At 64.8% G+C, this 25,475-nt stretch carries 30 protein-coding genes; 3 read left to right on the forward strand and 27 right to left on the reverse strand.

Going from position 1 to position 25,475, the window contains the following annotated elements:
* Window positions 1-3: 3 nt before the first annotated feature.
* The 23 genes from MMG94_RS17940 to MMG94_RS18050 all read right to left on the reverse strand — a co-directional run bounded on the left by MMG94_RS17940 (window position 4) and on the right by MMG94_RS18050 (window position 18,047).
* Complete coding sequence (locus MMG94_RS17940) at window positions 4-687, reverse strand: response regulator transcription factor (protein ID WP_016920176.1); 684 nt, start codon at window positions 685-687, stop codon at window positions 4-6.
* 35 nt (window positions 688-722) lie between these two features.
* Window positions 723-1,082, reverse strand: a complete 360-nt coding sequence (locus MMG94_RS17945) for a PepSY domain-containing protein (protein ID WP_016920175.1) — start codon at window positions 1,080-1,082, stop codon at window positions 723-725.
* Between the two features lie 101 nt (window positions 1,083-1,183).
* Complete coding sequence (locus MMG94_RS17950) at window positions 1,184-1,384, reverse strand: hypothetical protein (protein ID WP_026016282.1); 201 nt, start codon at window positions 1,382-1,384, stop codon at window positions 1,184-1,186.
* 20 nt (window positions 1,385-1,404) lie between these two features.
* On the reverse strand, window positions 1,405-1,626 hold the full coding sequence (locus tag MMG94_RS17955; protein WP_016920173.1) for a hypothetical protein: 222 nt from the start codon (window positions 1,624-1,626) through the stop codon (window positions 1,405-1,407).
* A gap of 28 nt (window positions 1,627-1,654) precedes the next feature.
* The gene (locus MMG94_RS17960) at window positions 1,655-2,152 is read right to left on the reverse strand and encodes a M15 family metallopeptidase (protein WP_016920172.1); all 498 of its coding nucleotides are present in this window, start codon (window positions 2,150-2,152) and stop codon (window positions 1,655-1,657) included.
* A gap of 95 nt (window positions 2,153-2,247) precedes the next feature.
* Complete coding sequence (locus tag MMG94_RS17965; RefSeq protein ID WP_154419629.1) at window positions 2,248-3,843, reverse strand: DUF2793 domain-containing protein; 1,596 nt, start codon at window positions 3,841-3,843, stop codon at window positions 2,248-2,250.
* A gap of 8 nt (window positions 3,844-3,851) precedes the next feature.
* Window positions 3,852-7,736 carry a baseplate multidomain protein megatron gene (locus tag MMG94_RS17970; protein ID WP_016918763.1) on the reverse strand — a complete coding sequence of 1,295 codons (3,885 nt, stop codon included), beginning with the start codon at window positions 7,734-7,736 and terminating at the stop codon, window positions 3,852-3,854.
* A 22-nt stretch (window positions 7,737-7,758) separates the two neighbouring features.
* On the reverse strand, window positions 7,759-8,193 hold the full coding sequence (locus MMG94_RS17975; protein WP_016918764.1) for an NlpC/P60 family protein: 435 nt from the start codon (window positions 8,191-8,193) through the stop codon (window positions 7,759-7,761).
* A complete protein-coding gene (locus MMG94_RS17980) occupies window positions 8,190-9,080 on the reverse strand; it encodes a DUF2163 domain-containing protein (RefSeq protein WP_026016071.1) in 891 nt (296 codons plus the stop codon). The genes MMG94_RS17975 and MMG94_RS17980 overlap by 4 nt, the downstream gene beginning before the upstream one ends.
* Window positions 9,081-9,089: 9 nt before the next feature.
* Window positions 9,090-9,728: a DUF2460 domain-containing protein gene (locus MMG94_RS17985; RefSeq protein ID WP_016918766.1), complete on the reverse strand. Its 639-nt coding sequence runs from the start codon at window positions 9,726-9,728 to the stop codon at window positions 9,090-9,092.
* A 9-nt stretch (window positions 9,729-9,737) separates the two neighbouring features.
* Window positions 9,738-10,325 (reverse strand): phage tail tape measure protein, encoded by a 588-nt coding sequence (locus tag MMG94_RS17990; RefSeq protein WP_016918767.1) that lies wholly within the window; start codon window positions 10,323-10,325, stop codon window positions 9,738-9,740.
* Window positions 10,318-10,494: a rcc01693 family protein gene (locus MMG94_RS17995; RefSeq protein ID WP_016918768.1), complete on the reverse strand. Its 177-nt coding sequence runs from the start codon at window positions 10,492-10,494 to the stop codon at window positions 10,318-10,320. Before MMG94_RS17995 ends, MMG94_RS17990 begins: the two co-directional genes overlap by 8 nt.
* A 65-nt stretch (window positions 10,495-10,559) precedes the next feature.
* A complete protein-coding gene (locus MMG94_RS18000) occupies window positions 10,560-10,913 on the reverse strand; it encodes a gene transfer agent family protein (RefSeq protein ID WP_016918769.1) in 354 nt (117 codons plus the stop codon).
* 1 nt (window position 10,914) lies between these two features.
* Window positions 10,915-11,325, reverse strand: coding sequence for a phage major tail protein, TP901-1 family (locus tag MMG94_RS18005; protein ID WP_016918770.1), 411 nt, complete (start codon window positions 11,323-11,325; stop codon window positions 10,915-10,917).
* 9 nt (window positions 11,326-11,334) lie between these two features.
* Window positions 11,335-11,745 carry a DUF3168 domain-containing protein gene (locus MMG94_RS18010; protein WP_016918771.1) on the reverse strand — a complete coding sequence of 137 codons (411 nt, stop codon included), beginning with the start codon at window positions 11,743-11,745 and terminating at the stop codon, window positions 11,335-11,337.
* Between the two features lie 10 nt (window positions 11,746-11,755).
* A complete protein-coding gene (locus tag MMG94_RS18015; RefSeq protein WP_016918772.1) occupies window positions 11,756-12,085 on the reverse strand; it encodes a phage head closure protein in 330 nt (109 codons plus the stop codon).
* Window positions 12,082-12,657, reverse strand: coding sequence for a head-tail connector protein (locus MMG94_RS18020; RefSeq protein WP_026016072.1), 576 nt, complete (start codon window positions 12,655-12,657; stop codon window positions 12,082-12,084). Before MMG94_RS18020 ends, MMG94_RS18015 begins: the two co-directional genes overlap by 4 nt.
* A 70-nt stretch (window positions 12,658-12,727) precedes the next feature.
* Window positions 12,728-13,957, reverse strand: coding sequence for a phage major capsid protein (locus tag MMG94_RS18025; protein WP_016918774.1), 1,230 nt, complete (start codon window positions 13,955-13,957; stop codon window positions 12,728-12,730).
* Window positions 13,958-14,079: 122 nt separating this feature from the next.
* Window positions 14,080-14,655, reverse strand: a complete 576-nt coding sequence (locus MMG94_RS18030) for an HK97 family phage prohead protease (protein ID WP_016918775.1) — start codon at window positions 14,653-14,655, stop codon at window positions 14,080-14,082.
* A 148-nt stretch (window positions 14,656-14,803) separates the two neighbouring features.
* Entirely contained in the window at window positions 14,804-14,992 is a 189-nt protein-coding gene (locus tag MMG94_RS18035) for a hypothetical protein (RefSeq protein ID WP_016918777.1), read from the reverse strand.
* The gene (locus MMG94_RS18040) at window positions 14,989-16,176 is read right to left on the reverse strand and encodes a phage portal protein (RefSeq protein WP_016918778.1); all 1,188 of its coding nucleotides are present in this window, start codon (window positions 16,174-16,176) and stop codon (window positions 14,989-14,991) included. Before MMG94_RS18040 ends, MMG94_RS18035 begins: the two co-directional genes overlap by 4 nt.
* Before the next feature lie 61 nt (window positions 16,177-16,237).
* Complete coding sequence (locus MMG94_RS18045; protein WP_051001089.1) at window positions 16,238-17,509, reverse strand: DNA-packaging protein; 1,272 nt, start codon at window positions 17,507-17,509, stop codon at window positions 16,238-16,240.
* Between the two features lie 13 nt (window positions 17,510-17,522).
* Window positions 17,523-18,047 (reverse strand): hypothetical protein, encoded by a 525-nt coding sequence (locus MMG94_RS18050; RefSeq protein WP_016918780.1) that lies wholly within the window; start codon window positions 18,045-18,047, stop codon window positions 17,523-17,525.
* A gap of 265 nt (window positions 18,048-18,312) precedes the next feature.
* On the opposite strand from MMG94_RS18050, the gene purD reads away from it, so the two are divergent.
* Complete coding sequence (purD, locus tag MMG94_RS18055) at window positions 18,313-19,596, forward strand: phosphoribosylamine--glycine ligase (protein WP_016918782.1); 1,284 nt, start codon at window positions 18,313-18,315, stop codon at window positions 19,594-19,596.
* A 9-nt stretch (window positions 19,597-19,605) separates the two neighbouring features.
* Here the strand turns inward: purD and rph are convergent, their stop codons facing one another.
* Complete coding sequence (gene rph, locus MMG94_RS18060) at window positions 19,606-20,325, reverse strand: ribonuclease PH (RefSeq protein ID WP_026016074.1); 720 nt, start codon at window positions 20,323-20,325, stop codon at window positions 19,606-19,608.
* A gap of 292 nt (window positions 20,326-20,617) precedes the next feature.
* On the opposite strand from rph, the gene MMG94_RS18065 reads away from it, so the two are divergent.
* Window positions 20,618-22,696 carry an elongation factor G gene (locus MMG94_RS18065; RefSeq protein ID WP_016918784.1) on the forward strand — a complete coding sequence of 693 codons (2,079 nt, stop codon included), beginning with the start codon at window positions 20,618-20,620 and terminating at the stop codon, window positions 22,694-22,696.
* Here MMG94_RS18065 and MMG94_RS18070 read toward each other — a convergent pair whose 3' ends face one another.
* A complete protein-coding gene (locus MMG94_RS18070; RefSeq protein ID WP_016918785.1) occupies window positions 22,697-23,989 on the reverse strand; it encodes an SCP2 sterol-binding domain-containing protein in 1,293 nt (430 codons plus the stop codon). It lies immediately after the preceding gene.
* Window positions 23,990-24,023: 34 nt separating this feature from the next.
* On the reverse strand, window positions 24,024-24,488 hold the full coding sequence (locus MMG94_RS18075; protein WP_051001084.1) for a MarR family winged helix-turn-helix transcriptional regulator: 465 nt from the start codon (window positions 24,486-24,488) through the stop codon (window positions 24,024-24,026).
* 130 nt (window positions 24,489-24,618) lie between these two features.
* On the opposite strand from MMG94_RS18075, the gene MMG94_RS18080 reads away from it, so the two are divergent.
* The gene (locus MMG94_RS18080; RefSeq protein ID WP_016918787.1) at window positions 24,619-24,816 is read left to right on the forward strand and encodes a hypothetical protein; all 198 of its coding nucleotides are present in this window, start codon (window positions 24,619-24,621) and stop codon (window positions 24,814-24,816) included.
* Here MMG94_RS18080 and MMG94_RS18085 read toward each other — a convergent pair whose 3' ends face one another.
* On the reverse strand, window positions 24,817-25,470 hold the full coding sequence (locus MMG94_RS18085) for a hypothetical protein (protein WP_016918788.1): 654 nt from the start codon (window positions 25,468-25,470) through the stop codon (window positions 24,817-24,819).
* Between the last annotated feature and the right edge of the window lie 5 nt (window positions 25,471-25,475).

Consider the following 25,475-nt stretch of genomic DNA (forward strand, 5'->3'; position numbering starts at 1 on the left):
GTTCTACCGTCTCCCGCCGCTTTCTTCCGGCGCCGGCGCCGCCATATAGCCGAGGCCGCGAACCGTATGGATGAGATCGACGCCGAGCTTCTTGCGCAGACGGCCGACGAAGACCTCGATCGTGTTCGAATCGCGGTCGAAATCCTGATCGTAAATATGTTCGATGATTTCGCTGCGCGACACGACCCGGCCGCTGTGATGCATGAGATAAGCGAGCAGACGATATTCGTGCGAAGTGAGCTTCACCGGCGCGCCGTCGACCACGACGCGGCCCGCCTTCGTATCCAGCCGCACAGATCCGCAGACGATTTCATTCGTCGCATGTCCGGCGGCGCGGCGCAGCAGGGCGCGAATGCGGGCGAGCACTTCCTCCATATGGAAGGGTTTGGCCACATAGTCGTCGGCGCCGGCGTCGAAGCCCTGCACCTTCTCGCTCCAGCGATCTCGCGCCGTCAGAATGAGGACCGGCATGACGCGCGCATTGGCGCGCCATTCCTCGAGCACGGTTATGCCGTCCTTCTTCGGCAGGCCGATATCGAGCACGACGGCGTCATAAGTTTCCGTCTCGCCCAGAAATTGCCCTTCTTCGCCGTCAAAGGCGCGGTCGACGGCGTAGCCGGATTGCTCCAGGGCCTGCGCAATCTGGCGATTCAAATCCTTATCGTCCTCGATAACGAGCAGCCGCACTTGTTTCCCTCCGACATGAAACGCAGCTACGTCTCTCAATTAGCCTTGCGGCCAGAATGCGGCCGCCCGGTCGCGGCGTCGAACATAAGTCTGACAATGCGTCCGTCCGGCTGCAGAACGCTGATTTCGTATATGTAAAATTCCTCGAGGCGGCAGAGCCGCGCGCCCAGGGCTTCTCCGCCATGTTCGCGCGCCGCCGCTTGCATGCAGACGAAGGGATCAGTCAGCTTGTGAGCTTCGATCTTTTCGCGGGTCTGAGCGGTGGAGAAGCATTGGCGACGCGGCGGGGCGCGCTCGAGCATATGTTCGGCGGCCTCTTCGGCCCGCGCGCAGCCGAACGCCGCCGCAATCGCGGCGGCGGCCAGAGCGCTGCGAGTCTTCAAGACAGCCGTCATTTATTCTCCCGGCTCCATCGTCAGCCTTGCGGCATGAATGGCGCATGAACACGTTTTTTTTGGGCCGTCCGACAGAGCATGCTTGCGAGACCGAGGCAAATCTACCTCAGAAAGTTCGGCGGACGCATGATCTTGCCCGGAGGCGTGGTCGTGAGCGCGCGCATCAGCGCCATCACGGCCGCCGAGCCGATCGCGACCGCGCCGGCCTTTGGATTGTCGAGGAACGCAATCCAGTCGGTTGAGGCGAGGACGCCGAAAATCGCCATGAGGGCGGCGGCGAGATAGGTGCGGTAGCCTGTCATTGGAAATCCTTCTCGCTTCATCAGGCCTGCGGCTGCGTCGGGTCGGAGGCGGCGAGCGCGCCTCTCAATTGATCGGCGGTCGCATGAAGTTCGGCCGCGATTTGCTCGATTGCGGCTGCGTCCGCCGCTTCGGCGCGCGCATAAGCGAGGTCATGGGCGAGATATTGTATGCGTTCGACGGCGGCGCTCACCGTTGCGCGCACGTCGTTGAAGGCCGCCGTGAGATTGTCGATTGCGGACATGTGTGTCTCCTTATTGGAATTCGAAAGTTCAGCCGCGCGAAACGGCCTGGAAATGCATCGGATCCGTATCGCCGTTCGCGCCGCGCCAGATGAGACCGGCGTCCTGAAAACATTTCGCCGCTTCCAGCGGGATGAATCCGGGTCTCCATTTGGAGCGGAACGGATTGTGCTGCGGGTCGATATCGAGAGCGGCCCCGAAACTGTGCGTCGACCAGGACTTGCTGGATCCCCGTTTGAGGCGAACCATCAAGGAGCCGCCCGTCAGATGAAGGCGGTGGGCTTCGATGTCCTTCTGCGCGCCGTAAAGTTTCTTGATCGAAAGAAGCGCTTCGCCGAAGGCGTCGCGGCATTTTTTGTGAAAGCGAAGCTTCGGCGCCGGCGGTCCCCACGAATAGCGCATCGCATAGGGCGGGATGAGTTCGACGATATTGTCGCGCTCCCATGTCGGGTCGATCGAGCTGTGCAGAACGGGGTCGCCATAAAATGAAATCAACTCTTGAGGTTTGCGCTCATTCGGCCATTTCATTGGAATATCCTTTCGAGCATGCGCCCGCGTCGCCGCTCGAAAGAGCGGGCGATGCGGGCGAGAGAGGGAAGCGCGGCGACGATCGCCGCTTTGGGTCAGAAATATTCGATAATGATCGCGTAGCCGGCGCCGCCGCTTCCGCCCGCGGCGCTCGACGCGCCATTCTGCGTTGCGCCGCCGCCGCCTCCTCCGCCCGAGGGGAATCCGCCCGCGCCGCCATTGCCGGCGGCGCTCAGGCCGGCTGCGCCGCCGCCGCCGCCCGCGCCAGCTTGTTCCATCGGACCGGCGCCTGGCGTAAAATTGCCAGCTCCGGCGCCGCCATGAATGGCCCCGCCGGCGACGCCGCCATTGGCCGCGTAGAAAACGCCGGCGACCCAGATCGCGCCGCCGGCTCCACCATTTCCGGCGGCGTTCGCCGCCGTGATCCCGCCGCCCGCGCCGCCGCCGGCAGAGTTGAAAACCGAATTGCCGCCGCCGCCGCCCGCGCCTCCGCTCGGCGGCGCGCCGCCGCCGCCTGAGCCAATATTCGGCGTGAAGGAGGTTGTTCCCGCGCCGCCCCCGCCGCCCGCGACGAGGCCATGAACGCCCGAGCCGCCTGTTGCGCCGGAAGCGTCCCCGCCCTTGGCGGTAAAGGACGAGCCGCCGCCGCCGCCCGAGCCGGTCCCCAATCCTCCGCCGGAGCCGGCGCCGCCGCCAAAGGCCTTGAGCAAATTCCCGAACGCCGTGTCGCCGCCCGCCGTCCCTGCATTGCCCGGCGCGTTGTTCGTAGTCTGCGGGCCGCCTCCGGCGCCGGCCGATCCGATCGTCAGGCTGCGCGATGCGCCGATCTGCGCGCTGGTGAAGCGGCCGCGCGCGCATCCGCCGCCGCCGCCTCCGCCGCCGCCCGACGCAATGGCGCCCGCCGCCTGTCGCGCGCCGGAACCGCCGCCCCCGCCAGCGCCGAAGAGAATAACTTCCACACAGCGCATCCCGGGCGTCGGCGCGTAGACGCCGTTCGCCGAGAAAGTCAGAACTTTCGCAGGCCCGCCGCTCGGAAAGGAGACGGCGCCGGAGACGCGATCGACGACCATCGCATCCTTCCAGGCGACGCCGTCGGCCGAAACCTTGATGCGAAAATTGTCGTCGCCAGTCAGTCCCGTTTCGGCGCGGCCGGAATAGTTTGTTTGGTAAAGCTGCGAAACCGTCCGCGCCGCGCTTTCCTTGTTGAGCGTCAATCGCAGATCGCCCGTGCCGCCTTCGGAGGCCGATTTTGCGGCAAAGAGCCCGGCGTTGATTTTCGCAGAGAGCGGGTTGGCGGCGTCCGCCGCGGTTCCCACGCCGAGTTTCGCAAGACTCTGCAATTCGCGGAGGCCGACGCCGAGATCGATCCAATTCGCGCCGTTGTAGAACAGCAGGAGGGACTCGGCGGCGACATAAAGGCGCCATCCCGGTCTCGGTTGGAAAAACGCCCAGCCGCCGGCCAGAAACGCCGCGACCTGCTTATCCTTCCCGGCGAAGACGCCGGTCGCGCCGGCCCCGACGAGAACGCGGTCGCCTTCGACAGGCGCGCCAGGCGGCGTGACGACGTCGCGCGCCGTCACGGCGAGATGCGCCAGCGCATCGAGCTTCGCGACCGCCTCGTTATGCGTGACATGCTTTTGCGCCTGCGCGGCTTCGATCAGCGGCAGCGCAAGATGGGTCGTTTCCGACATGAAAAATCCTATTCGATGAAAAGAACGCCGGAGTAGGGGAAGCCGCGTCCGACGACGGCGCTGATCTGATAGAGAGATAGATTGAGCGCGCTCTGCGGCGCGCCGAAATCGGCGAGCTCCTGCGCCGCCGGGTAAAGGATCGACGGCGCCGCCGCCGAGAGCGTGCGGGCGCCGGCCGGCAGAACGATCTCGGCTTCATAAGCTTCGCTTGCTTCGCCGAGCGGTATGTCGACGCTCTCCCAGGCATCGCCGTCGACGCGCGAGCGACGGAGGAAGTCGATCATGATTCCGTCCGGCGTTCGGCGCGCGCGCGGTCGCGCCGGCGGGTAAGGCGTCAGCGCCTTCGGCGTCGCCGTCGCGGTCATCCGAACATAAAGCGGGTCCGCCATATCGCGATCGGCGGGCCCGATGGCGTAGGCGATCGGCGCGCCGATGTCTGAAACCTCCCGCGCAAGGGGGACGAGCGCGTCGTCGAGCAGAACTACCGTCGATCCAGGCGGCGCGGCGCGGCTCGCGAGGTTTTCTTCCCCGCCCAACCCGCGAAGCAGGCGCGACAAGCGATAGGTCTTTTCGCCCACGAGCTCCGCGCGCGTGAACGCGAAAACCTCCCACGCGCCGTCCGCGCCGCGTATGGCCATCGCGGCGCGCCCTGCAAATGCGGCGAGATCGTCCACGGAGGCGAGCTGGCCTGCGGCGAAGCGAACCGTGACGCTCGACCCATTGTCGAAGCGCCCGACCGGCCCCGGCGGCAAGACGTCGATCGTGTCGCCGATCATCGCGCGCTTCTCGATCACGCTGACAGTTTCGGAGATGGATATGGCCGCGCCCTTCACGATGGCGAGCGCGCCCGGCCATGGATCGGCGAAAGCGGCGATGTAAGACAGCGCCGGCGTTGCCCGCGTGACGGCGAGATCGAGAATTTCGATACGCGGGGGACCCATCATTCTGGGCGAGGAGGCGGGGCTCCTTTCGGCCTTTCGCGCTGGCGCATCGTAGACGCTCGGATCGACAGCCCGCGCGCTGACAGCGCGCGCCAAACCGTCCGTGACGCGCTGGATTTGAAAAAACCTCCCGCCTCCCGCCGCGCCGAGACGCACCACATCGCCCGGCTCCAGCGCGACGAGGCCGGGACGAAGGGTGAATTCCGCCGACTCGCGGCCGACCCACAAATCCTGCAGCCAGATATCGGCCAGCTTCTGCGCGTCGGCGCGATGCGTCATCACCGCCGCCTGCGCTTCGCTCTGGCGCGCCGAAAATCCCTCGAGCCGCCGCGACAGGACGCGCGACATCTGGAAATCGTTTTCTGAATCCGCGTAAGACAGCGCGATCTCATGCGGCAGTTCGCTCTCCTGCGCGCGCGTCAGCGTGACGAGAGACATTTCCTTGCCGGCGATGAGATCATCTTCCGAAATTTCACGCACGACGCGTCCGCGCCGATCGACAAAATCGATCCTGCCGCCATTGACGATCGCATCGAAGCCGTAAAGCGCCGCCAGCGGATCGATCGCCTCGCGCGGCGACATCGGTCGATCGACGACATAGCCGTCGACAAAGCCGCCGATTTTGGGCCGCGTCATGGAAAGCTCCGGCGCATCCACGTCGTTTGCGAGCGCCGTCGTCAGGCGGTCGAGCGGGACGCCTTCAAGCCGGCCATTGAGCCAGTGGCCGGTCTCCCAATTCGGTCCGTCGCTCCAGGCGCCGCTTTGAGTTGGAAAAGCAGGGAAAGGCCGTGCATCCCAGCACCAGATATGGATGCGCTCGGGATCGACCATCGGCTTGCCGTAAATCGCCGAAATCGGATTGGCGGTCGCGCCGCCCGGCCGCAGCGGATCGAAATGCGTGAGCGTCGCTTCGATGAAGCGCGCCTGGATGAGGTCGTCTCGGCCGCCCCGGGAAAAGTAAGGCAAGCCGCCTTCGCTCGAGCGCGCGTCGGGAAAGACGTTGGGCGCATTCGCGCCGCGATCGACCGCGGGACAGCCTGTCTCCGTGATCCAGATGGGCTTGGATTGAGGCGCCCATGCCGTCGGCGCGGCGAGTTCGACGCCGCCGACGCGTTCGTAATGAGGCTGCGACCAAAAGGAAACGAAGTCCTTCTGCCGATAGACCCAGGGCTTGCCCAGACCGTCCGTGATCGGCATGCGGCTTTGCGCCGACCGCGCGGCCGCATCGGGGTAATACCAGTCATAGCCTTCGCCCGAGGCGACGCGCGCCCTCAGATAGTCGAGGTCATGAACATTCGTCGCGACCTGCGCATCGAGATGAGCGTCGCCGTCACGCCAATCGGAGAGCGGCCAATAGACGTCGACGCCAACGAAATCCACCGAAGGCGACGCCCAGAGCGGATCGAGTGGAAAGCGCAATTCGCCCGCTGCCGGGACATGCGCGCCATATTCCGTCCAGTCGGCGGCGTAGGAGATTTTCGTTGCGGGACCGAGAACAGCCTTCACGTCGGCGGCGAGAGCGGCGAGCGCCGACACGAAAGGATATTGTCCCGCGCCCGAGCGAACGCGCGTCAGACCGATAAATTCCGAGCCGACGAGAAAGGCGTCGACGCCGCCCGCCGACGCGCAGAGATTGGCGTAATGCAGGATGAAACTGCGATAGCGCGTCACGAAGGCGCTGACCTGTGAAGCGGCTGCCGGCGTCGCGTCGGGCGAACCGGCGCGGCCTGGGGCCGGATCGCATGTGATGCGTCCACGCCATGGGAAGGCCGGCTGGCCGCTTGCGCCGGTGTAGGGATTAGGAAGCGCATTATCCGCCGGAACGTCCATCATCAGAAATGGATAGAACACGACGGAAAGGCCGCGCGCCGCGAGGTCCTTGATCGCGCCGAGAACCGAGGCGTCGCTTGGCGTGCCGCCATAGGCGGAGCGTTCGTCTATCTGCGACACGAGCGTCGCCGTCGCGCGCGTCTGGCCCGCGACGCTCCAATCCGGCGGCCAGAAAGGACCGAGAATATAATTGAATTCCCCAATCGTCTTGAAACGCGCATCGACGCGCGGCGCCACGTTGCAATATTGCGCGCGAATGTCGTCGCCGAACCAGGCGACGACCAGAGCGACGCTTTTGAGATTTGGACAAAGCGCCTGAAGCGCGTCGATGGACGCTTCCCAATCCGTTCCGGCCGTATATTGATGACGGTTCTCGGCGTCGGTCGCGCCAGGGGCCCAGAAATTGAGTTTCAGCGATGGAAGATAGCCGGCTTCCGTCGCGCCCGGAATGAGATCGATCGCGCGGATCATCTCGCCGACGCCCGATACCGGCTTCACGACCTCGAAGGTGAATTGCGGAATGCGGTTGCCGAAAGGTGCGAGCGCGAGATCGTCGAAGACAATATAGGCGAGACCGCGATAAGCGGGAACATTGCCGGGCCCTTCCTTGGCGGCGATCAGCGGATCCGGTTCCTGATCCTCCGTTCCGTTGTAGATGCGGATCGGCAGCGTCGTCATGTCGAGCTCGGCGCCGTCAGCCCAAATGCGCCTTACGAAAGCGATCGGCCCCTCGCAGAGGCCGATCGCGAAATTCGCGGAATAGACGTAAGTGAAGTTGACTTTCGGCTGGCCTCCGCCGCCGCCGCCTTTCCCATTGCGCGGCTGCGACTCGAAGACGGCGTTGACGCGCTCGAGGAAGCGCGTCGCCCAGATCATCTGACCGCCAATCCGCGCGCGTCCATAGACGCGCGGAACGCCGGCGCCTTCCGTAGAAGCGATCCCGTCCATGGATTTGAGCCGGGGGCCGACGCTGTAGCGCGGCGACGAGGCCTGCGGTTGCAGCGCCTGGTCGATCAGCCCGCCGCCGAGACCGCCCAAGAGGCGGCCAACCACGCCGCCGACCGGCCCGCCAATCGCGCCGCCCACGACCGAGCCGATGGTCTGAAGAACCAGCGTCGCCATGCAGATCTCTCGTCTGGGTTGTTCAGTCGGCGACGCCGGGAAAAGCGAAGGCGCCGGCGATGCGTTTGCGCCAATGCGCGCCGATGGGAATTTCGGCGACGCAGGCGCCGCTATGCGCATGCACCATATGCGTAGGCGAGGTCGCTATGCCGAGATGCTTCGCCGGCAGATGATCGCGAAAGCGAAAGGCGACAACGTCTCCTGCGCGAAAATCCGCGACGTCGAGCGGCGCGAAGTGCCGATGCGCCGCGTCGAGCAAGGTCTCGAAGCCGGGCGTCTCGCGCCAATCCGACGTGTAGGGCGGCGCGGCTTCCGGCTCTTCGCCGATCGTTTCGCGCCACACGCCTCTAACAAGGCCCAGGCAGTCGCATCCGACATGGATAAGCGACGCCTGATGCACATAGGGCGTCCCGATCCAGCGCCGCGCGGTGCCGATGATCTCGTCCCGCGTCGTCATCGAAAAAAGCTCCCGCCGTCCATCGCCTTTGCGAGCGAATTTGGATAGGCGATCACGCGATCATTCCCGGGCATATGCGGGAAACCGCGAAAGTTGACGATGTTGTCGAACTTGTTTTGACAAGCGCCGGGCGACTTGTCGCAGCCGCCGACGAGCGACGCCATGTCGCCCGGCGAGATGGAGCCGCCCGGCGGCGTCCAAAAGGCGATCGACGCGCGCAGACCATCCTGCCGATGAGTCTTGATGGTAAGGCGCACCCTTTCATTGGCGCCGCTCAGGAAGGACAGCGCGCCGGCGGCGAAGAAGCCGGTCTCGAAAGGCGCGGCGAGATCGAGCGTCAGCACGCCGCCCGCAAAGGCGACGACGGCGCCCGTCGTGCGCAAGCTCGCAGCGTCGAGATCGACGCGGCATCGCGGGTCGCCGAGATCGGCGGCGCAGCCGCGTTGGAAGGCGCGGCCCCGCGGCTGATCGAAGACATGCGCCGCCGAACGCAATTCGGCGCTGAAGACGTGCTCGCCGCGCCGGATTTCCCCGACTGTACAGACGTCGAGAAGCGCTCGGTCCTCCAAACGGCTCCAGTCGACCAGCCACGTCTCGACTGACGCGCCGTCATAAAGGCCGTTGAGGAGGTCGGTCTCGCATAGCCCGTCATCCACCAAAGCGCCCGACGCCTCTGCGCCGCCGACGCCGAAGCCGAGCATGGACTCGATTTGAGAAGCGGAGAGGCCCGTATTGGCGCGATATGTCACGTCGCCAAAAGCCAGATCGCGATCATGATCCGTAAAGCCCATGATCACGCCGTCGCGCCGCGCGAGACGCCAGCAATGGCAGAACGTCGTTGCGCGCGCGTCGAGCTTCGCTTGCATCGAAACGGTGAGTTGTCGCATCGTGATTCCTCAAGGAATGATTTCGATGAGCGGAATCTTCGGGATCGCGCCGGCCTCGAAGGCTTCCATGTCGATTTCAAGGAAGTCCGTGTCGAAGCGCACCGCCACGTCGAATTGATAACCCGCCGTCACGGTCGCGCCCGCTGGCGGGATATGGTTCGGCGAGAACGTGACGACGCCTGTCGCGGCGTCGAGACTGAATTGCGCCGCCGTTATCTCCGCGCCGTCGATCGCCACGCGCACGCTTGCGGAGACGGGCTTCGCGATCGCCCGAACATAGGCGGAAAAGGCGCCGCCATAGGTCTTGGTGAGCTGAAAGACGGTCCGCGCGCCATCGCCTGTTCCAAGCGTTTGATCGGTCGGCCCCGGGGTCGAGCCTGGCGCGCAAGACGAAAAGTCCGCGCGATCGCGCCAGCGGAAGCCGTAGAGCCGTCCGCGCCGCTCCTCGAAAAAATCGATCACCTGGGAGAGCTGCGCCAAGGTCTTCACGCCATAGCCCGCCTCATAGCGCCGACGCGAATGCGCCCAGCGGGCGTTGCGCGATTCGCGGTTTGAGCCGAGCGTAACGATCTCCGTGCGTCGTTCCGGCCCGCCGCGCCCATGAAGCGAAACATCGAGCGGGAAGCGGATTTCATGGAAGTCGGTCATGCGCGTCCCTCAGAGATTTCGTTGCCCGCGCGCAACCGCCCGCGCCAGCGCGCCGGTAATCTGCGCTTCGGATCGGCGGAAGCTGTCAATGTTCTGTGCGGCGATGTTGACCGTGACGGACACCGGCCGCGCGTCGCTCTTTGGCGAGACGACGCCAAGCCGTCCGTCGGGTCCGCGGGCGAGCGGCATGACCGCCTCGACGCCGCGTTCGCCCATCAGGCCCATCGCGCCGCCATTGTTGAAATAGGCCGGGCTCGCGATCACGCCGCCTTCGGCGAAGGGCGTAATCTGCTGATTGCCGAAGGCGCCGGCGAACATTCCGCCAAGATTTGCGAGCAAGCCCTGCGTTAGCTCCTTCATGCCGGCGCGCAGGGCGATCTTCGCCAGCGTCTCGCCGATCGTCGCCAGTGTTTCATTGAAGCTTTTGCCGCTTGCGGACGCCGCGCCGAAGCCGGTCGACAATGTGCGCGCCGCCTTCTCGCCGGATGCGTTGATCTGATCGAGGAGCTGCTTCCTCGACGCAAGATCATGCATGGCGAGCGGAGCGGAGGCGCTTGGCTGGTTGAATATGTCAGGGAAATTGTCGGCCTTATCCATCTGTGTGGCTTCCATCGGGATGAGCGCGCATGAGCGCATCGAGCGCCGCGCGCGTCGGCGGACCCACGAGGCGCCCGTAAACGCCTTCGGCCGCCGCCTGCAATTCGCGCGGCGTCATGGTCCAGAAATCCGCCGGCGCGAGCCGCAGGACGCCCAGGCCGAAGGCCATGGCGCGCGAAAAGGGAAAAGGCGCGCGCGGGGAGGACGCGTGCGCCGCTGTCTCGCTTCTCGCTTTCAGGCGTCCTGCGGCCTCGGAGGGTTTGCGGTCTGCGTCTCCGGCGCGTCGCCAAAGGTCGCGGCGAGAAGCTCCGCCGCGATCCGCACATAGCCCGCAAGCCCGCCCGATGCTTTCATCCGTGAAACGTCGTCATCCGTCAGCGCATGGCCCGCGCCGCGAAGCCCGCAGCCGATGATGCGCAATATGTCTCGCGCCGAAAGCCGGTTGGCTTCGAAGCGCGCGGCGAGCGCGACGAGATCGGCGGCTCCCATGCCGCTTTCGAGCTCCGCCAGCGCGCCCAATGTGAGACAGAGCGTATAGGCCTCGCCGTCGAGATCGGCCTGGATTTCTCCGCGTTTCGCATTGGCCATGTCAAACCGCCGTGAACGTCAGAGCGCCGGCGGAATCGAGCGAAATGTCGAAGGTGACTTCGCCCGCATGCTCCCCTCGATAATCGAGATTGGAGACCTGGAACGGTCCAGCGAGCACGCCGAAATCCGGAATGACGAATTGCCAGTCGCGCAGCGCGCCGTCGAAGAAAACCTGCCGCAGAAGCGCGTCCGATGTCTGGTCCTTGAAAATGCCGGTTCCGGAGACGCTGGCGCGGCGCACGCCCGCGCCGCCAAGCAATTCTCGCCATCGTCCGGCGGACTCCGCGTCCGTCACGTCGATCGTGTCGGCGTTGAGCGCGATGCGACGGGTGCGTAGCCCGCCGATCGTGACGAAGCCGCTCGCGCCGTCGCTGATCTTGAGAAGAAGGTCCTTGCCTTTTTGGGCGGCCATGGTGATCCTCTATAAGAATTCGGTTGTCGCGCGGAACAGCATCGTGACCCGCGCAAAGCGCCCGCTCTGGTCGCGACGCGTGTCGAGTGAGACGAAGCGCAAATCGATCAGCGTGTGACCGTCGAGTGCGAGCGGCGCTTCGTCGAGACGATCGACGACCATTTGCGCGAGATTGAGCGCGACGCCGAGGCCGCGCTGCGTCGACAGGACGGCGAGCGCCATGATCTGCTCGGCGCCGCGCGACGCCTGCGCGGACCAGTCGCGCATCTGGGCGTCGGCGAAAAGAATGTAAGGCGGATCGCCATTTCGCGGCGCTTCGTCGAAAATCTTTGCGCCGCCCAGCGCGGCGACGATGCCGGCGTCCGCGAGCAGATGCGTCTTGACTGCCTTGCGCAACGCGATCACCGGAGAAGAAGTCATGACCGCGCCCTCATGAGATTTCCTCGCACATGCAAAGGAGGAACCGGCGCCTGCCGTCCAAATCCTCGACGCTCTCGATCGACAGCTTCCGGCCTCGAAAGATGATCCGCATCTGGCTCGTCACGTCGACGCGCCAGCGTATCGTCACGGCGAAGCGGGCGGATTGCTCGAGACGCTGCTCGATGAATTGTTCGCCCGCGCCGCGCCTCTCGACCAGCGCCCACACTTGCGCAAGCGTCGCATAAGTTCGAACGAAACCGCCAATGTCGTCGGGCGCGTCCACCGGCGCCTCGATCGTCACGCGTTGGCGCAGGTCGCCGATTGTCGGGCGCGGGCTCATGCAAGGCGCTCGCGACGGAAGGGGGCCGCGAGTTGCATAACCGATTTTGGAAGCGCATCCTCGGCGTCGTCGCCGCGCTTCTCGCGCCAATGCGCCGCAAGCGTCATTACGGCGCGACGCAAGGGTTCCGGCGTCTGGCTCGCAAGCGCGCCGTAACCGACCGTGACGTCGATTTCGACGCCGTCCCGGCTGCGCCCCGGAGCGATCGGCGCGGCCGTGAAAATCAGGCGGCCGCCATCGCCGCCCGGAGGCGCGCGGTAGGTCCCGGCGGGGATGGTCTGCGCATTGTCGTCGCTGTCATAGACGCGAATGGCGGTGACGGTTTGAAACGGCGCATAGGGAATAATGAGCGTCGACGTCGCGCTCAGACTTTGCGGCCAGTCGTCGAGCGCGAGTCGCCAATTCTGCGTGACGAAGAAGCGCCTCGTATAGGCTTCGAGAGTCATGCGCGCGGAAACGATGAGCGCCTGGATGAGCTGGTCCTCGTCACTGGCGTCCTCGCGCATCCATGACTTTCCCTCCGCAAGCGAGACGGGCTCGATCGCGGGCGCGCCGATAAGCATGGGTCGCATGCCGGCTCCGTTCTTTTCTTCAGGAAGAGAGTCCGCGGCGGCCCGGCGCCGCGGACGAAACGATAAGCGATCAGGAAACGCCGAATTTCAGCAGCTTGATCGCCTCGAAATTCTGAACGCCGCCGCCCACGCGCTTCGTCGTGTAGAAGAGCACATAGGGCTTGGCGGAATAGGGATCGCGCAGCACACGGACGCCGACGCGATCGACCACGACATAGCCGCGCTCGAAATCGCCGAAGGCGATGGAGAAGCTGTTCGCGGCCGGGTCGGGCATGTCCTCGATTTCGACGACGGGGAAATTCATCAGCGAGGCCGAGCCATCCGCTGTCGCCGGGGGCGACCAGATATAATCGCCCGTCGTCGTCTTGAACTGCCGCACGAGAGATTGCGCGCGGCGTCCCATCACAAATTTGCCGTTCTGCCGGTATCCCGCGCGCAGCGCATAGACGAGGTTGAATAGCGCATCCGAGGGATTGGAGGCGGCGAAGGCGCCGGAGACGCCGGTCACGACATAGCCGAGATTGTTCCAGCTCCAGCTCGCGTCGGCGACTGTCGTATAGGCGAGAAAGCCCTTGGGCTTGTTGACGCCATCGCCATTGACGAAGGCGGCGCCCTCCTGTTCGGCGAAAGCGACCTGCACTTCATCCGCGATCCATTGCTCGATATCCACGACGGCGTCGTCGAGCAGCGCCTGGGTCGCGGCCGGCATGGCGTAAAGCTCCATGGCCGGAAAATTCATGTCGGCGATCTGCTGATTGGCCGTCTGCGGGCGAGGATCGGCTTCCGCGACCCAGCCAGATGCGGGTCCGGTTGTGGAATAGGCGCGACGCAGCGACTGCGTCGAAATTTCACGCACGCTGGCGATCGAGCGGATGGGCGAGAATTTGGCGAGACGACGCAGGATTTCGCGCTCGGCCGGGACGGGTACGAGATAGCCGCCATCCGGTCCGGAGCCGCGCGACATCGCTTTGGCTTCGAGCGCTTTCAGCCCGCCCGCCTCGCCGGAGCGCATATAATGATCGAAGGCCGATTTGTGCTCGCGCGCGCCATGCTCCTCCATGCGCGCGCCTTCCCCAAGCCGTGGACGCGAGAGGTCCAGGGCAAGGCGGTCGAGCCGCGATTTCGTTTCGTCGAGCGCGAGGTCGATGCGGGCGAGCTTCTCTTCGGTGACGGCGTCCCCGCCCATGCGCGTCTCGATCTGCGCCAGGCGTTCGTCATTGGCCTCCTTAAAGGCGCTGAAGGCGCGATTGAGATCGGCGACGATTTCCTCGCCGGCGGATTTGAGTTCGAGCGATGACATTCAAGCCTCTTGAGGAGCGCGGCGCCGGTCGTTTCCCGACGCGCGGCGTTGGCGTGAGTGGAAGAGCCGTCGTGAGCATGCAGTCGCGCCGGACGGCGACGACGCGACTGATCTGGAAAAATTCAGAGCTGCGATTGCGCGCGATAAAAAGCGAGCTGACGTTGAAAGTTTCGCGCAGCTTGCTGCGCTTTCAGGCGCAAGAGAGCCGATGCGCGCTGGCGGGGGCGTCGGTCCTGTTTCAACGCGCCCACACGAGCCTGATCGAGCATGGGAAAGGTTACGACGGAGATTTCCCACAAATCGATTTCATGCAGACGCCGTAGGCCGGTCGATTTGTCGGCGGTTGCGCGTTTGGCCCGAAAACCGATGGAAAGACCATCGACGGCGCCGGAGCCGAGCAATGACAGCGCCTCTCGGGCGCGCGCCACTGATAGATCGAGCCGTCCGGAAACTCTGAGGCCTTTCCGATCCTCGACGATCGACGTCCAGACCCCGATGGGCTCCGCCGCATTGTGCTGCCACAGCATTTTGACGCCCGAGGCGCCGCGCCTGGCGAGCGATCGGGCGAAAGCCCCCGGCATCACGACGTCGCCGCCATTGTCGGCGACGCCGAACAGCGAAGCGTAGCCTTCGATAACGCCCGTCGGACTTGCGCAGGACAGAGGCGTCTCGGCGCGCTTGGTTTCGCGCGGCGCCATCAATTTTTCTCCGGCGCGGCGGCGCTGCGCGCGTGCATTTGCGCCAGGACGTTCACAAAAGTCCTGAAGATCCGCGAGACCTCTTCGGCGCCGTGCGGCGGGCGCCGGCGTCCGCGTTTCTGGAATGGCATGCGAAACAGTCTATGCGTCATGGGTCGCTCCCACAGCGGCGGTTGAACCGGGCGAGTTCCCGCACGAAGGCGTCGAGGCGACGCGTCGCTTCGCTGACTTCGCGCATGGCGAGATGCGCCTGCGCCGTCGCGACGCAGGCCCAGAGGAAGAGCGCGAGATGGGCGAGATCGCCGCGCTCGAGAATGGCGTCGAGGATGTCGCTCATTTCGGGTTGTCCATGGCTGGGGCGCGCGGGCCGTAGCCGACGGCCTCCCGCTTCTCGTCGCTGGAAAGGAAATCGGCCTTGCCGACGCGCTCCCATTCCGCGCTGCGTTCGCTGGCCAGCGCCTCAAGTCGATCGGCGTCGTAGTCGAAGCGAAAATCATCGAAGCCGGGGCGCAGCCAGGCCTGGAAGCTTTTCTGCACGCGCATGACGAGCGGCAGCACGGTCTGGCGCCAGAATGCGCGATTGGCCTCGCTGTAATTTGCGAATGTGTTGTCGCCCGGCAGTCCGAGCAGCAAAGGCGGCACGCCGAAGGCGAGCGCGATCTCGCGCGCGGCTCCCGCCTTCGACTCTGCGAAATCCATGTCCCTGGGCGACAGCGACAGCGCCTTCCAGTCGAGACCGCCCTCGAGCAGGAGCGGGCGGCCGGCGTTCTCGGCGCCCGAGAAGTTTTCCTCGAGCTCCGCCTTCAGCCGGTCGAATTGCGCGTCGGTGAGATGCGCGCCCTCGGGTCCGGCATAGACGAGGGCGCCGGAGGGCCGCGCGGAATTGTCGAGCAGCGCCTTGTTCCAGAAGCTCGCGGCGTTGTGCGTGTCGAGCGCGACCTGCGCGGCGGCGAGAGGCGCGAAGCCGTAATGGTCGTCGAGCGGGTTGAAGAGGCGGATATGCAGGATCGGCTCGATCCCTTCGCCCGTCATGTCGAAGCGCGTTTCCTCGCCTTGCGCGCGATAAACGAAAGCGGCGGGCCATCCGTTTCGTCCCGGCTCCACGCTCATGCGATCGGGACGCAGCGCGTAAAGCTCGCGCAATTGCCCGTCCAGAAGAACGGATTCGATATAGGCGTTGCCGTAGAGCAGCAGATTGGCGCAGATCGCCTCGATGAAGGAGACGCAGGTGTCCGCCGGATTGGGGCGCTCGATCAAGGCGAGCAGCGGATGGTCGATCGCCTCCTCGCAGCCTTCATAGACGAGCCAGGGCACGGAGGCCGCGGCTTCCGCGACCATGCGCACGCAGCGATGGCACACCGCATTGCGTTCATAGCCTTCGCGAGTCAGCGCCACGCTGTTGCGCGAGGTCCAGCTCGCGCCGCGAAGAGAATGCATGGCGAGCATTTTCGCCGTGCGAGACGCTTTCGCTTCGCGCATAGTCGCCGTCACGCCGAATAGGCGTGTGAAGATTGAGGGCATGTTGGGGTCTCTAAGGTGATTAAGTCTCTTGGCGCCGTCATTGCCGTGCGGTGACGTAGCGCTACACCCGCCGCATGCGCGGCTCCGGCGCCTTTGGCGTCAGCGCCAGCGCCGTGATCGCCCAGACGAGCGCATCGAGTCGGTCGGGCGAGCGGCCCGATGACAGGCCGTCATGCCCGAAGTCGCACATCTCGTCTTCGAGCGCGGGCAGGGCGCCGACATGTTTCACGCGGCCCTGCTCATAGAGCTGCGCCGCCGGCGCCGCGCGCAGATATTTGCCCCGCGTCGCGCGCACCATGGTGACGGGCGCGGAAGCGTCGGCTTCGTTCAGCACTGCGCGCACCATGTCGCCGCCCTGATTGACCTCGGCGATAAGCGCGTCGGCGGACATTTTGTGATAGAGCGCGATCGCCGTGCGCGCCCATTGCGCGGGGCGCGCCGCTTCGAGCGTTGCGTCCTCCAGCACGAAGACGATGCCGGCTTCGTCGATCCCGGCGGCGACGATCCCGCAATTATCGGCGCGCTTGCCGGAGCTCGCCGGCGGATCGATCGCGACGACGATGCGTGCGAGCGGGGGCGCCTTGGCCGCACGGAGCGCTTCGATCATGCCGCGCGTCCATAGCGCATCCTTGCGCTCCTCGATCATCTCGCCGTCGAGTTCCTGCCGGCCGAGCCGCGTGCCGGCATATTGCGCGATCACGCTTTCCAGAAAGGAGGGCGCCAGATTGGCCGCGTTTTCGCGCGTCAATGCGCGGGTCAGCGCCGTCGCCGGATGCGCGATCAGTTCTTTCAGCAAGGGCGTCGGCCGCGGAGTCGTGGTCACGAGCTGTCGCGGCCAGTCGCCAAGGCGCAGACCGAATTGCAGCATGTCCCAAGTCTCCCTGGCGTAGCGCCATTTGGCGAGTTCGTCACACCAGGCGGCGTGAAATTGCGGACCGCGCAGGCTTTCCGGGTCCTCGGCCGAGAAAGCTTGCGCAACCGCGCCATTGTCCCACAACAGGCGACGGCGTGAACTTTCCCAGCGCGGGCGGTCGCGCGGATCATGCGCGGCGAGCAGTCCGGAGACGCCCTCGATCATGACGTCCCGCACATCGGCGGCCGTCTCGCCGATCAGCGCGATGCGGCCGACTGGCGATGAGCAGAATTGCGCGCGGCCGAAGGCGAGCCCCTTCACCCATTCGGCGCCCGCGCGCGTCTTTCCCGCGCCGCGGCCGCCAAGTATGAGCCATTGGCGCCAGGGCTGGCCGTTCGTCGCCAGGTCGGGCGGCCATTGATCCTTGCGCGCGACGAACTCCCAGTCGGCGAGAAGCCGCGAAAGCTCGCGCGCAGACATTCCCTCGACGAGCTCATCCAGTTTCCCCGCTGCCGCCCAGGCGCTCGAGTCGGCGAGCAAGCTCCGCGCGGAGTTCGGCCAGTTCGCGGGGCGGCTCGTCGCGTTGATCGTCATCGGCGCGCGTCGCTTCCTCTTTTTCGTTCGTTTCGCGCCGCATGCGCTTCAGTTCCGCCAGCGTCTTGACGAGCGTCGCCAATGCGCGCGCGCTCGCTTCGATCGTCTTGGGCGCCTGCTTTTCGAGCGCGGACTCGGCGCGCGCGAATTCGCGCTCGACCGCGTCTTCCAGCCGCGCAATGAGTCGGCTGGCGTCCAATGGCGGGCGCTTCGGCTTTATCTTCTCATCCGGCTGCCCGCCCGCCGCCTCTTTACGTATGCACGCCGGCGCGCGGAGCGGCCAGCCATTCGCGTCGCGAAAGAGGCGGAACTCATAATCGGTCATGCCGAGAAGCGTCGTGACCTCAGCGATGCGCGCGCCTCCATCGTAGAGAAGTTTCGCGCGCGCGATCTTCGCGCGTGGCGGGGAAGGTTTATCTTGCATGATTTGCCGCGCCGCCTTTCGCCCGGAAGAGGCGAAGTCGGCGCGCCTAATGAATGAGGAAAATCCGCTCCGCCGCCCAAGCGCAATTGTGGAGCATGTGCTTTCTCTACTGGAGGAGCGTCCGGCTGTCAAGGAATAAAATCCTTATAGCTGAAAAAAGTCCGTTCATCGCGCTGGGACGCCACTTTCCTTTTTGGCGGGATACGCGCTAATTCCCTCTCCCCGCGCGCGGGGCAGGGAAGGTTACAGCCGGGGCCATCGACATATGAACGTGCTTCTCATCGGATCGGGCGGGCGCGAGCACGCAATGGCCAATGCGCTTGCGAAAAGTCCGCTGCTGACCCGCCTCTATATCGCGCCCGGCAATCCCGGCGCCGCGCGCGTGGGCGAAAATGTCGATCTCGACGCGGGCGATCATGTTGCGGTCCTGCGTTTCTGCCGCGAGATGGGAATTGCGCTCGTCGTCGTGGGGCCGGAGCAGCCGCTGATCGGCGGCCTTGTCGACGCGTTGACCGCCGCGGACATTCTCGCTTTCGGGCCGACGAAGGATGCGGCGCAACTCGAGGGCTCCAAAGGTTTCACCAAGGATCTTTGCCGCGATTACGCGATCCCTACCGCGGCGTATGAGCGCTTTTCGAACAAGAACGCCGCGCTGCTTTATCTGCGGCGGAAAACCGCGCCGATCGTCGTGAAGGCGGATGGGCTCGCCGCCGGAAAGGGCGTCGTCGTGGCGACGACGCTCGACGAAGCCGAGCGCGCCGTCGAAGCCATGTTCGCCGGCGTCTTCGGCCAGTCGGGCGCGGAAGTCGTGATCGAGGAGTTTCTCGAGGGCGAGGAAGCGTCCTTCTTCACAATCTGCGACGGAACGCGCGCGGTTCCCTTCGCCACGGCGCAGGATCACAAGCGCGTCGGGGACGGCGACACGGGGCCGAACACCGGCGGCATGGGCGCCTATTCGCCGGCTTCCGTCGTGACGCCGGAAATCGAAGCGCGCGTGATGGCGGAGATTATCGAGCCGACCATGCGCGCGATGCGGGAGAAGGGCGCTCCCTTCAAGGGCGTGCTCTATGCGGGGCTCATGCTGACGAAGGACGGTCCCAAGCTCATCGAATATAACAACCGCTTTGGAGATCCGGAGGCGCAGGTCATCCTGCCGCGCCTGGAGGATGACCTTCTCTCCATCATGCTCGCCGCCGCGCGCGGCGAAGTCTCCGAGGCGCCGCCGCGTTTTTCGCAACGCGTCGCGTTGACCGTGGTGCTCGCGGCGAAGGGCTATCCGGCCACGCCGCTCACCGGGTCGGAGATCAAGGGCGTCGAAAAGGCGGAGGCGGCTCCGGACGTCGTCGTCACCCATGCCGGCACGCGCGCGGCGGGGGCGCGTCTGCTGGCGGCGGGCGGACGCGTCCTCAACGTCACGGCGCTTGCGGATAGCGTCGCCGAGGCGCAAGCGAAAGCTTATGCGGCGGTCGATGCGATCGACTGGCCGGGAGGCTTCTGCCGCCGCGACATTGGCTGGCGCGAAATTGCGCGGGCGAAGAAGCGCGATTAGCGCTTCTCGTCAGCCCTGGGCCAGCGCGGCTTTTTGCAGCGCAACAAGCTCTCCGACGCCCTTCTGCGCCAGAGCGAGCATGGCGGAGAGTTCGTCCGGCGAGAATACCGCAACTTCCGCGGTCGCCTGAATTTCAACGAGACCGCCGGAGCCTGTGATGACGAAATTCGCGTCGGTTTGCGCGGTTGAATCCTCGGCGTAATCGAGATCGATCACCGGCGTTCCGTTGAAGATGCCGCAGGAGACCGCCGCCACATGATCGCGCAGCGGGTTCTCCTTGACGATGGAGCGCGAGCGCATCCATTCAAAGCAGTCGCGCAGCGCGAGCCAGGCCCCGGTGATCGAAGCCGTGCGCGTGCCGCCATCGGCCTGGATGACGTCGCAGTCGAGCACGATCTGGCGCTCGCCGATCGCCGGCAGATTGGTCACGGCGCGCAGCGAACGGCCGATAAGGCGCTGGATTTCTTGCGTGCGGCCGGAGAGCTTGCCGGCCGACGACTCGCGGCGGGTGCGGGTGTGAGTCGCGCGCGGAAGCATGGAATATTCCGCCGTCACCCAGCCGCGCCCCTGGCCGCGCAGCCATGGCGGCGGCTTGTCTTCGAGCGACGCGGCGCACAAAACCTGCGTATTGCCGAATTTTACGAGGCACGAGCCCTCGGCGTAGCGGGCGACGCCGCGCTCGAAACTCACCGGGCGCATTTCGTCGGGCGTGCGCTTGCTGGGACGCATTCTTCTGGCTCCTGCGGAAAACGAAAGCGCTTCTAGCCTGCTTTGCCGGTGCGGGGAAGTCTCCGGCCAGCTTCGTGCGATTGCGGCTTTGTCGTCAGCCCCGGCCGAGTCCGCGCGCTGAACGCCGCGCATGCTGCAATGCGAGCGCGCAGGCGAGCGGGCGAGATCCAAGTCCGCGTTGAGGACCGTGGCGCATGCGCGCGGCGGCATAACGTCTTGCGCGTTTGGAGACATGGTGGGAGCATGAGGTGACGGAGCCGCGCATAAGGCTCCGTTACATAGGGAGGATAGAATGGGCGAAACGACCTTCTCCCACGAAGCGAGAGCGCGCGGTCCGCGCCTGATTGCGCTGGCCGGTCCCTTCCAAAGCGGCAAGACGACTCTCCTCGAATCCATATTGGCGCATGCGAGCGCCATTCCGAAGCAAGGCTCCGTGGCCGACGGCTCGAGCGTCGGCGACGCCAGCCCCGAGGCGCGCGCGCACAAGATGAGCGTCGAGTCGAACGTCGCGAGCGTCGACTACATGGGCGATCGCTACAGTTTCATCGATCTTCCCGGCTCGGTGGAATTCGCTCATGAGGCGAAGAACATTCTTCCCGTCGTCGACGCGGCGATCGTCGTCTGCGAAGCGGATGAGCGCAAAATCCCCGCGCTGCAACTGACGCTGCGTCAACTGGAGGAGTTGGGCGTCCCGCATCTTCTCTTCTTGAACAAAATCGACGACGCCTCCATCGACATGCGCGACGCGCTGTCGATCCTGCAGCCGGCGTCGCGCACGCCGCTGCTGATGCGTCAGATTCCGATCTGGAGTAATGGCGTCGCCGTCGGCTTCATCGATCTCGCCCTGGAGCGCGCCTTTGTCTACCGTGAACACGCGCCTTCGGAAGTGATTGAAATTCCGAAAGGCGAGGCCGCGCTTGAAAAGGAGGCGCGTTACTCCATGTTGGAGCGCCTCGCCGATTATGACGACGCGCTGATGGAAGAGCTCATCTCGGATATCGAGCCGCCGCGCGATCAGGTCTTCGACGATCTGACCAAGGAATTACGCGCCGGCCTTGTGGCGCCGGTCTTTATCGGTTCGGCCGCGCGCGGCGCTGGCGTCACGCGCCTGTTGAAGGCGCTGCGTCACGAAGGGCCGGGGATCGCCGATACGCGGGCGCGGTTGGGCGTCGCCGAGGGCGGACCGCCTTTGGCGCGCATTCTGCGCACGATCCACACGTCGCATGGCGGCAAGCTTTCCGTCGCCCGCGTGCTGCGCGGCGCTTTGGCCGATGGGCAGACTGTCGTTTCCGCCCATGGCGAGGATCGCGTCTCGGGCCTGTCGCGCGTGATGGGCGCGAATATCTCCAAGACGAACGAAGCGAAGGAAGGCGATCTCGTCGCGCTCGGCAGGCTGGAGCATGCGCATACGGGCGATACAGTGGTCGCGGACGGCAGGACCGAGGTCGCCAAGCTCGCCACGCGCGCGCCGATTCCCGATCCCGTTCACGCGCTGGCGCTTTCCGTAAAGGATCGCAAGGACGAGATGCGTCTCGCGGCGGCGATGGCGAAACTGGTCGACGAAGATCCGTCCATCGTCTTCGTCCATGATCAGGAAATGTCGCAGATCAAGCTGTACGGGCAAGGAGAGATGCATCTGCGCGTGGCGCTGGAGCGGCTGCAATCGCGTTTTGGCGTCGCCGTCGACGTCTCGAAGCCGACAGTCGCCTATCGTGAGACGATCCGCCATAAAGTGACCGTGCGCGGCCGGCATAAAAAGCAGTCAGGCGGCCATGGCCAGTTCGGGGACGTCGTGCTGGAGATCGCGCCGCGCGGGCGCGGAGAGGGTTTCGCCTTCGCCGAACGGGTGCATGGCGGCGCCGTGCCGAAGCAGTATTTCTCTTCGGTTGAAGCCGGATGTCAGGACGCGATGAGTCACGGACCGCTCGGTTTTCCCGTTGTCGATGTCGAGGCCGTGCTGACGGACGGCTCCTATCACACGGTTGACTCGTCCGACATGGCCTTCCGCACGGCGGCGCGCATCGGCATGAGCGAAGCCTTGGGAAAAGCGGAGCCGATCCTGCTGGAGCCCGTTCTCGCCGTCGACATCTTCGTCCCGAGCGAAGCCATGTCGCGCGCGACCGGACTCGTCTCCGGCCGTCGCGGGCAGATCATGGGCTTCGGTCCGCGCGAGAGCTGGGAAGGCTGGGACAAGCTGGAAGCGCTCATTCCGGAAGCCGAGATGGACAATCTCATCGTCGAGCTGCGTTCGGCGACCGCTGGCGCGGGCTTCTTCCAGGCGCGTTTCGATCATCTCGCCGAGCTTGTCGGCAAGCAGGCGCGCGAGATTGTTTCAGCGCATGCGAAAGAGCCGGCGCGGCTCGCGGGGTAGTCACGCCGGAAAACACTTGGCGAAGGCCAGGAGCAGACGCGGGTCGCCGCGAAGTTTCACGCGGCGGCTCAGCAGCGCCCAGGGAAGGCTTGCTTCCTTGCGCAGAAAACGAATCCACGTCTCCCCGTCGGCCGTGACGGTGAAATCTGCGCGGCCGACGAGCCCGTCCTGCACCGAAATCGTCTTGTCGGCGATGACGACGGTCGCCTGCCGGCGCCGCGCGCCCGTGAAGCTGAAGTGATAGACGGCTTGTATTCCCGCCGCCTTGTGGCGTTGGAAGATATGGCGCAGCGCGGCCAGGAAATTATCGACATTGGTCGGCCGCAAGACCGCGCCGACATGTTTGATCCGCTTATTTGGAAAGCGACGCGCCACATAGTCGTCGGCGTCCGAACCCTTCGTCACATAGATGGTCTCGGCCTTCTTTTGCAGCGGATCGACGATAGTGCGCAGGAAATTCTTTTTGTCATTGGCATAGGCGCCGATCACATCCTCGCCCGCCGGACAGACCGCCATGCAATAGGCCGCTTTGTAGTTCGGTCGGAACGCCAGACTTTGCCACATGGAGACGGTTTCGGAATCGCTGACCTTGTCGCGATAGCTCCGCGCGTCCCTGGCGTCGGCGATGTTTTCGACGAAATCCGAGAAGCCGCCCATGAATTCGCGGTAGTTATGCGTGTAGCAGGCGGCGAAATCAAAATGACCGTCGGGCGCGATGGCGCCGGTGGGGCAGGCGGCGACGCAGAGCTTGCATTCGAGGCACGGGTTGAAATCAAGCGGCGCGCAAACATGCGCAACGTCCAGATCGACCGCCACGGTTCCGAGCAGAATGAAATTGCCGAATTTCGGGTGGATGACGTTGCGGTGAACGCCGATCCGCCCGAGTCCGGCGGCGACGGCGACCGGCTTGTGTGAGATCGTCCACATTTTCCCCGGCCAATTATCGGCCTCCATCGGAAAGCCAGCCGGCGGATAGCCGGCGCGACGGCCGCGCGTCTCCAGGAATTTGACGATGACATGCGCAACCTCGTCGCAGGCGTCGGCAGCGTGATGGAATTCGTGATTGGCGAGCGATCGAGCGGGGCTGCGAAGATTTTCACGATTGATTTTAACGACGAAGGAAATGAGCGTTCGCGCAAAGGGAAAGACGCTCAAAATTTCCGCCCGCTGATCGTCGAGCGCCGGATCGTCGATTGCGACGAAGCCGACATCGTCCGCCCCGGCGGCGAATGCGAGATCACGCAGCGCCTGCGCGTCGAGTTGAGGGGAAACAGCGCTCGCATCTGCAATCATTGCATATACCCCTTTTTGAGCAGGCCGAGATCGCTCAATCGCTCTCGCCCGCCTTGGCCGCTATTTCCATTAGATCGCGCAACTCGGCGAGGAGGTTTTGCAGACGCTCGGAGCCAAATCGCTTCTCGACCGTGCTTTGCGCTTCCCGCCAATGCGGCAAGGCGTTGGCGAGAGTCGACTCGCCGAAGGGCGTCAGCGTCACCTTCCGCGTGCGCCTGTCATCGCCCGGCTTCACCTTAACGAGACCGCGCTTTTCCATGACTGCGAGATTGCGGGCGAGCGCGCTGCGATCCATGACGAACGCTCCGGCCAGTTTGCTCACCGTCGCGCCGCCCGTGATGGCGCAGGCGACGAGCAGAGAATATTGCGTCGGCTCCAATCCGGTCGTGGACATGAAACGCCCGTAGAGCTTCGTCACCGCCCGGCTCGCGCGACGCACATTCGCGGCGGCGCAATTTCGCGCGCAGGCTTTCACCTCATCTGAATCGGGTCCCGACATAAAAGATGCATATACCCCTTTAATCGTAATGTCAATGTGCGGGTCCACACAGCCAGCGGCTTCTCACCAGAAGATGATTGCAGCGTCATTCGCCCGCGGCGACGCCGTTAGAGATTATTGGAGTCTGGATATGCGTATATTTATCGTTCTTATGCTCATGACTTTCGTGAGCGCCTTGAGCTTTTTCTCCAGCGCCGACGATTCGGGCGGCGTTTCCTTCCCGCAGGCGCGGGCGGAACGGGAAGCCGGTAATTTCCGCTGCGTCAAAAGAGTCGCCATCGGCAATGAAACCGCTTGCCTGATGCAAAAGCGCAAAGGTCGCGCCTGATCAGGCGGAGGCTCCGCGCCACCGGTTCATGGCGAGATGTACGGGCGAGAAAAGCGCGACCGGCAGTCCGACCATCATCAACGTCAGCCACGCCCAATCCGGCATCCATGTTTGCGGCGCCTTGTCGCTCGGCCCGAAGACATAATCGACATTTACCGGCGTGAGGCCGGCGTCGGGCCGGGGGCCGGGCAGGAAGAAATAGGAGACGAGCATCAGCCCCCAGGCGAGCGCCGTCCATGAGAGAAGCGCGCGGCGATCATAGCCCAGTCGCCAGACAAGATAGACGAGCAGGAAGGGCAGCCAGCCGTGGAAGAGCGAGAGGCCGCGCAGCAGGAGCGGCGTCGCGGCCTCGAACATGTAGTCGGTCATGCCCGTGAGGCGCACGCCGCCGAGATTGAACCCGAAATCCGCGACCCACAGAATTTGCGGGGCCAGAATGCCGACCGTCGGCATGGAGACGAGCAGGGGGCTCTCCAGCCAGACCCCGGCGAGCGTCAGCAGCAGGGCCATGTCGCAAAAATAGAGAAAATTCGTCGGCCCGTAATTTGTCCAGTAGACCGGGATCAGAACGGCCATAAAGACGGTGAATCCGAGCTTCAGCGGAAGAGGAACGCTTCTGGACACCGCTTGCCTCCAAAATTTCCTGAACGCCATTCATG

Origin of the sequence: Methylocystis parvus OBBP, from assembly GCF_027571405.1 — a bacterium.
Lineage (GTDB): Bacteria > Pseudomonadota > Alphaproteobacteria > Rhizobiales > Beijerinckiaceae > Methylocystis > Methylocystis parva.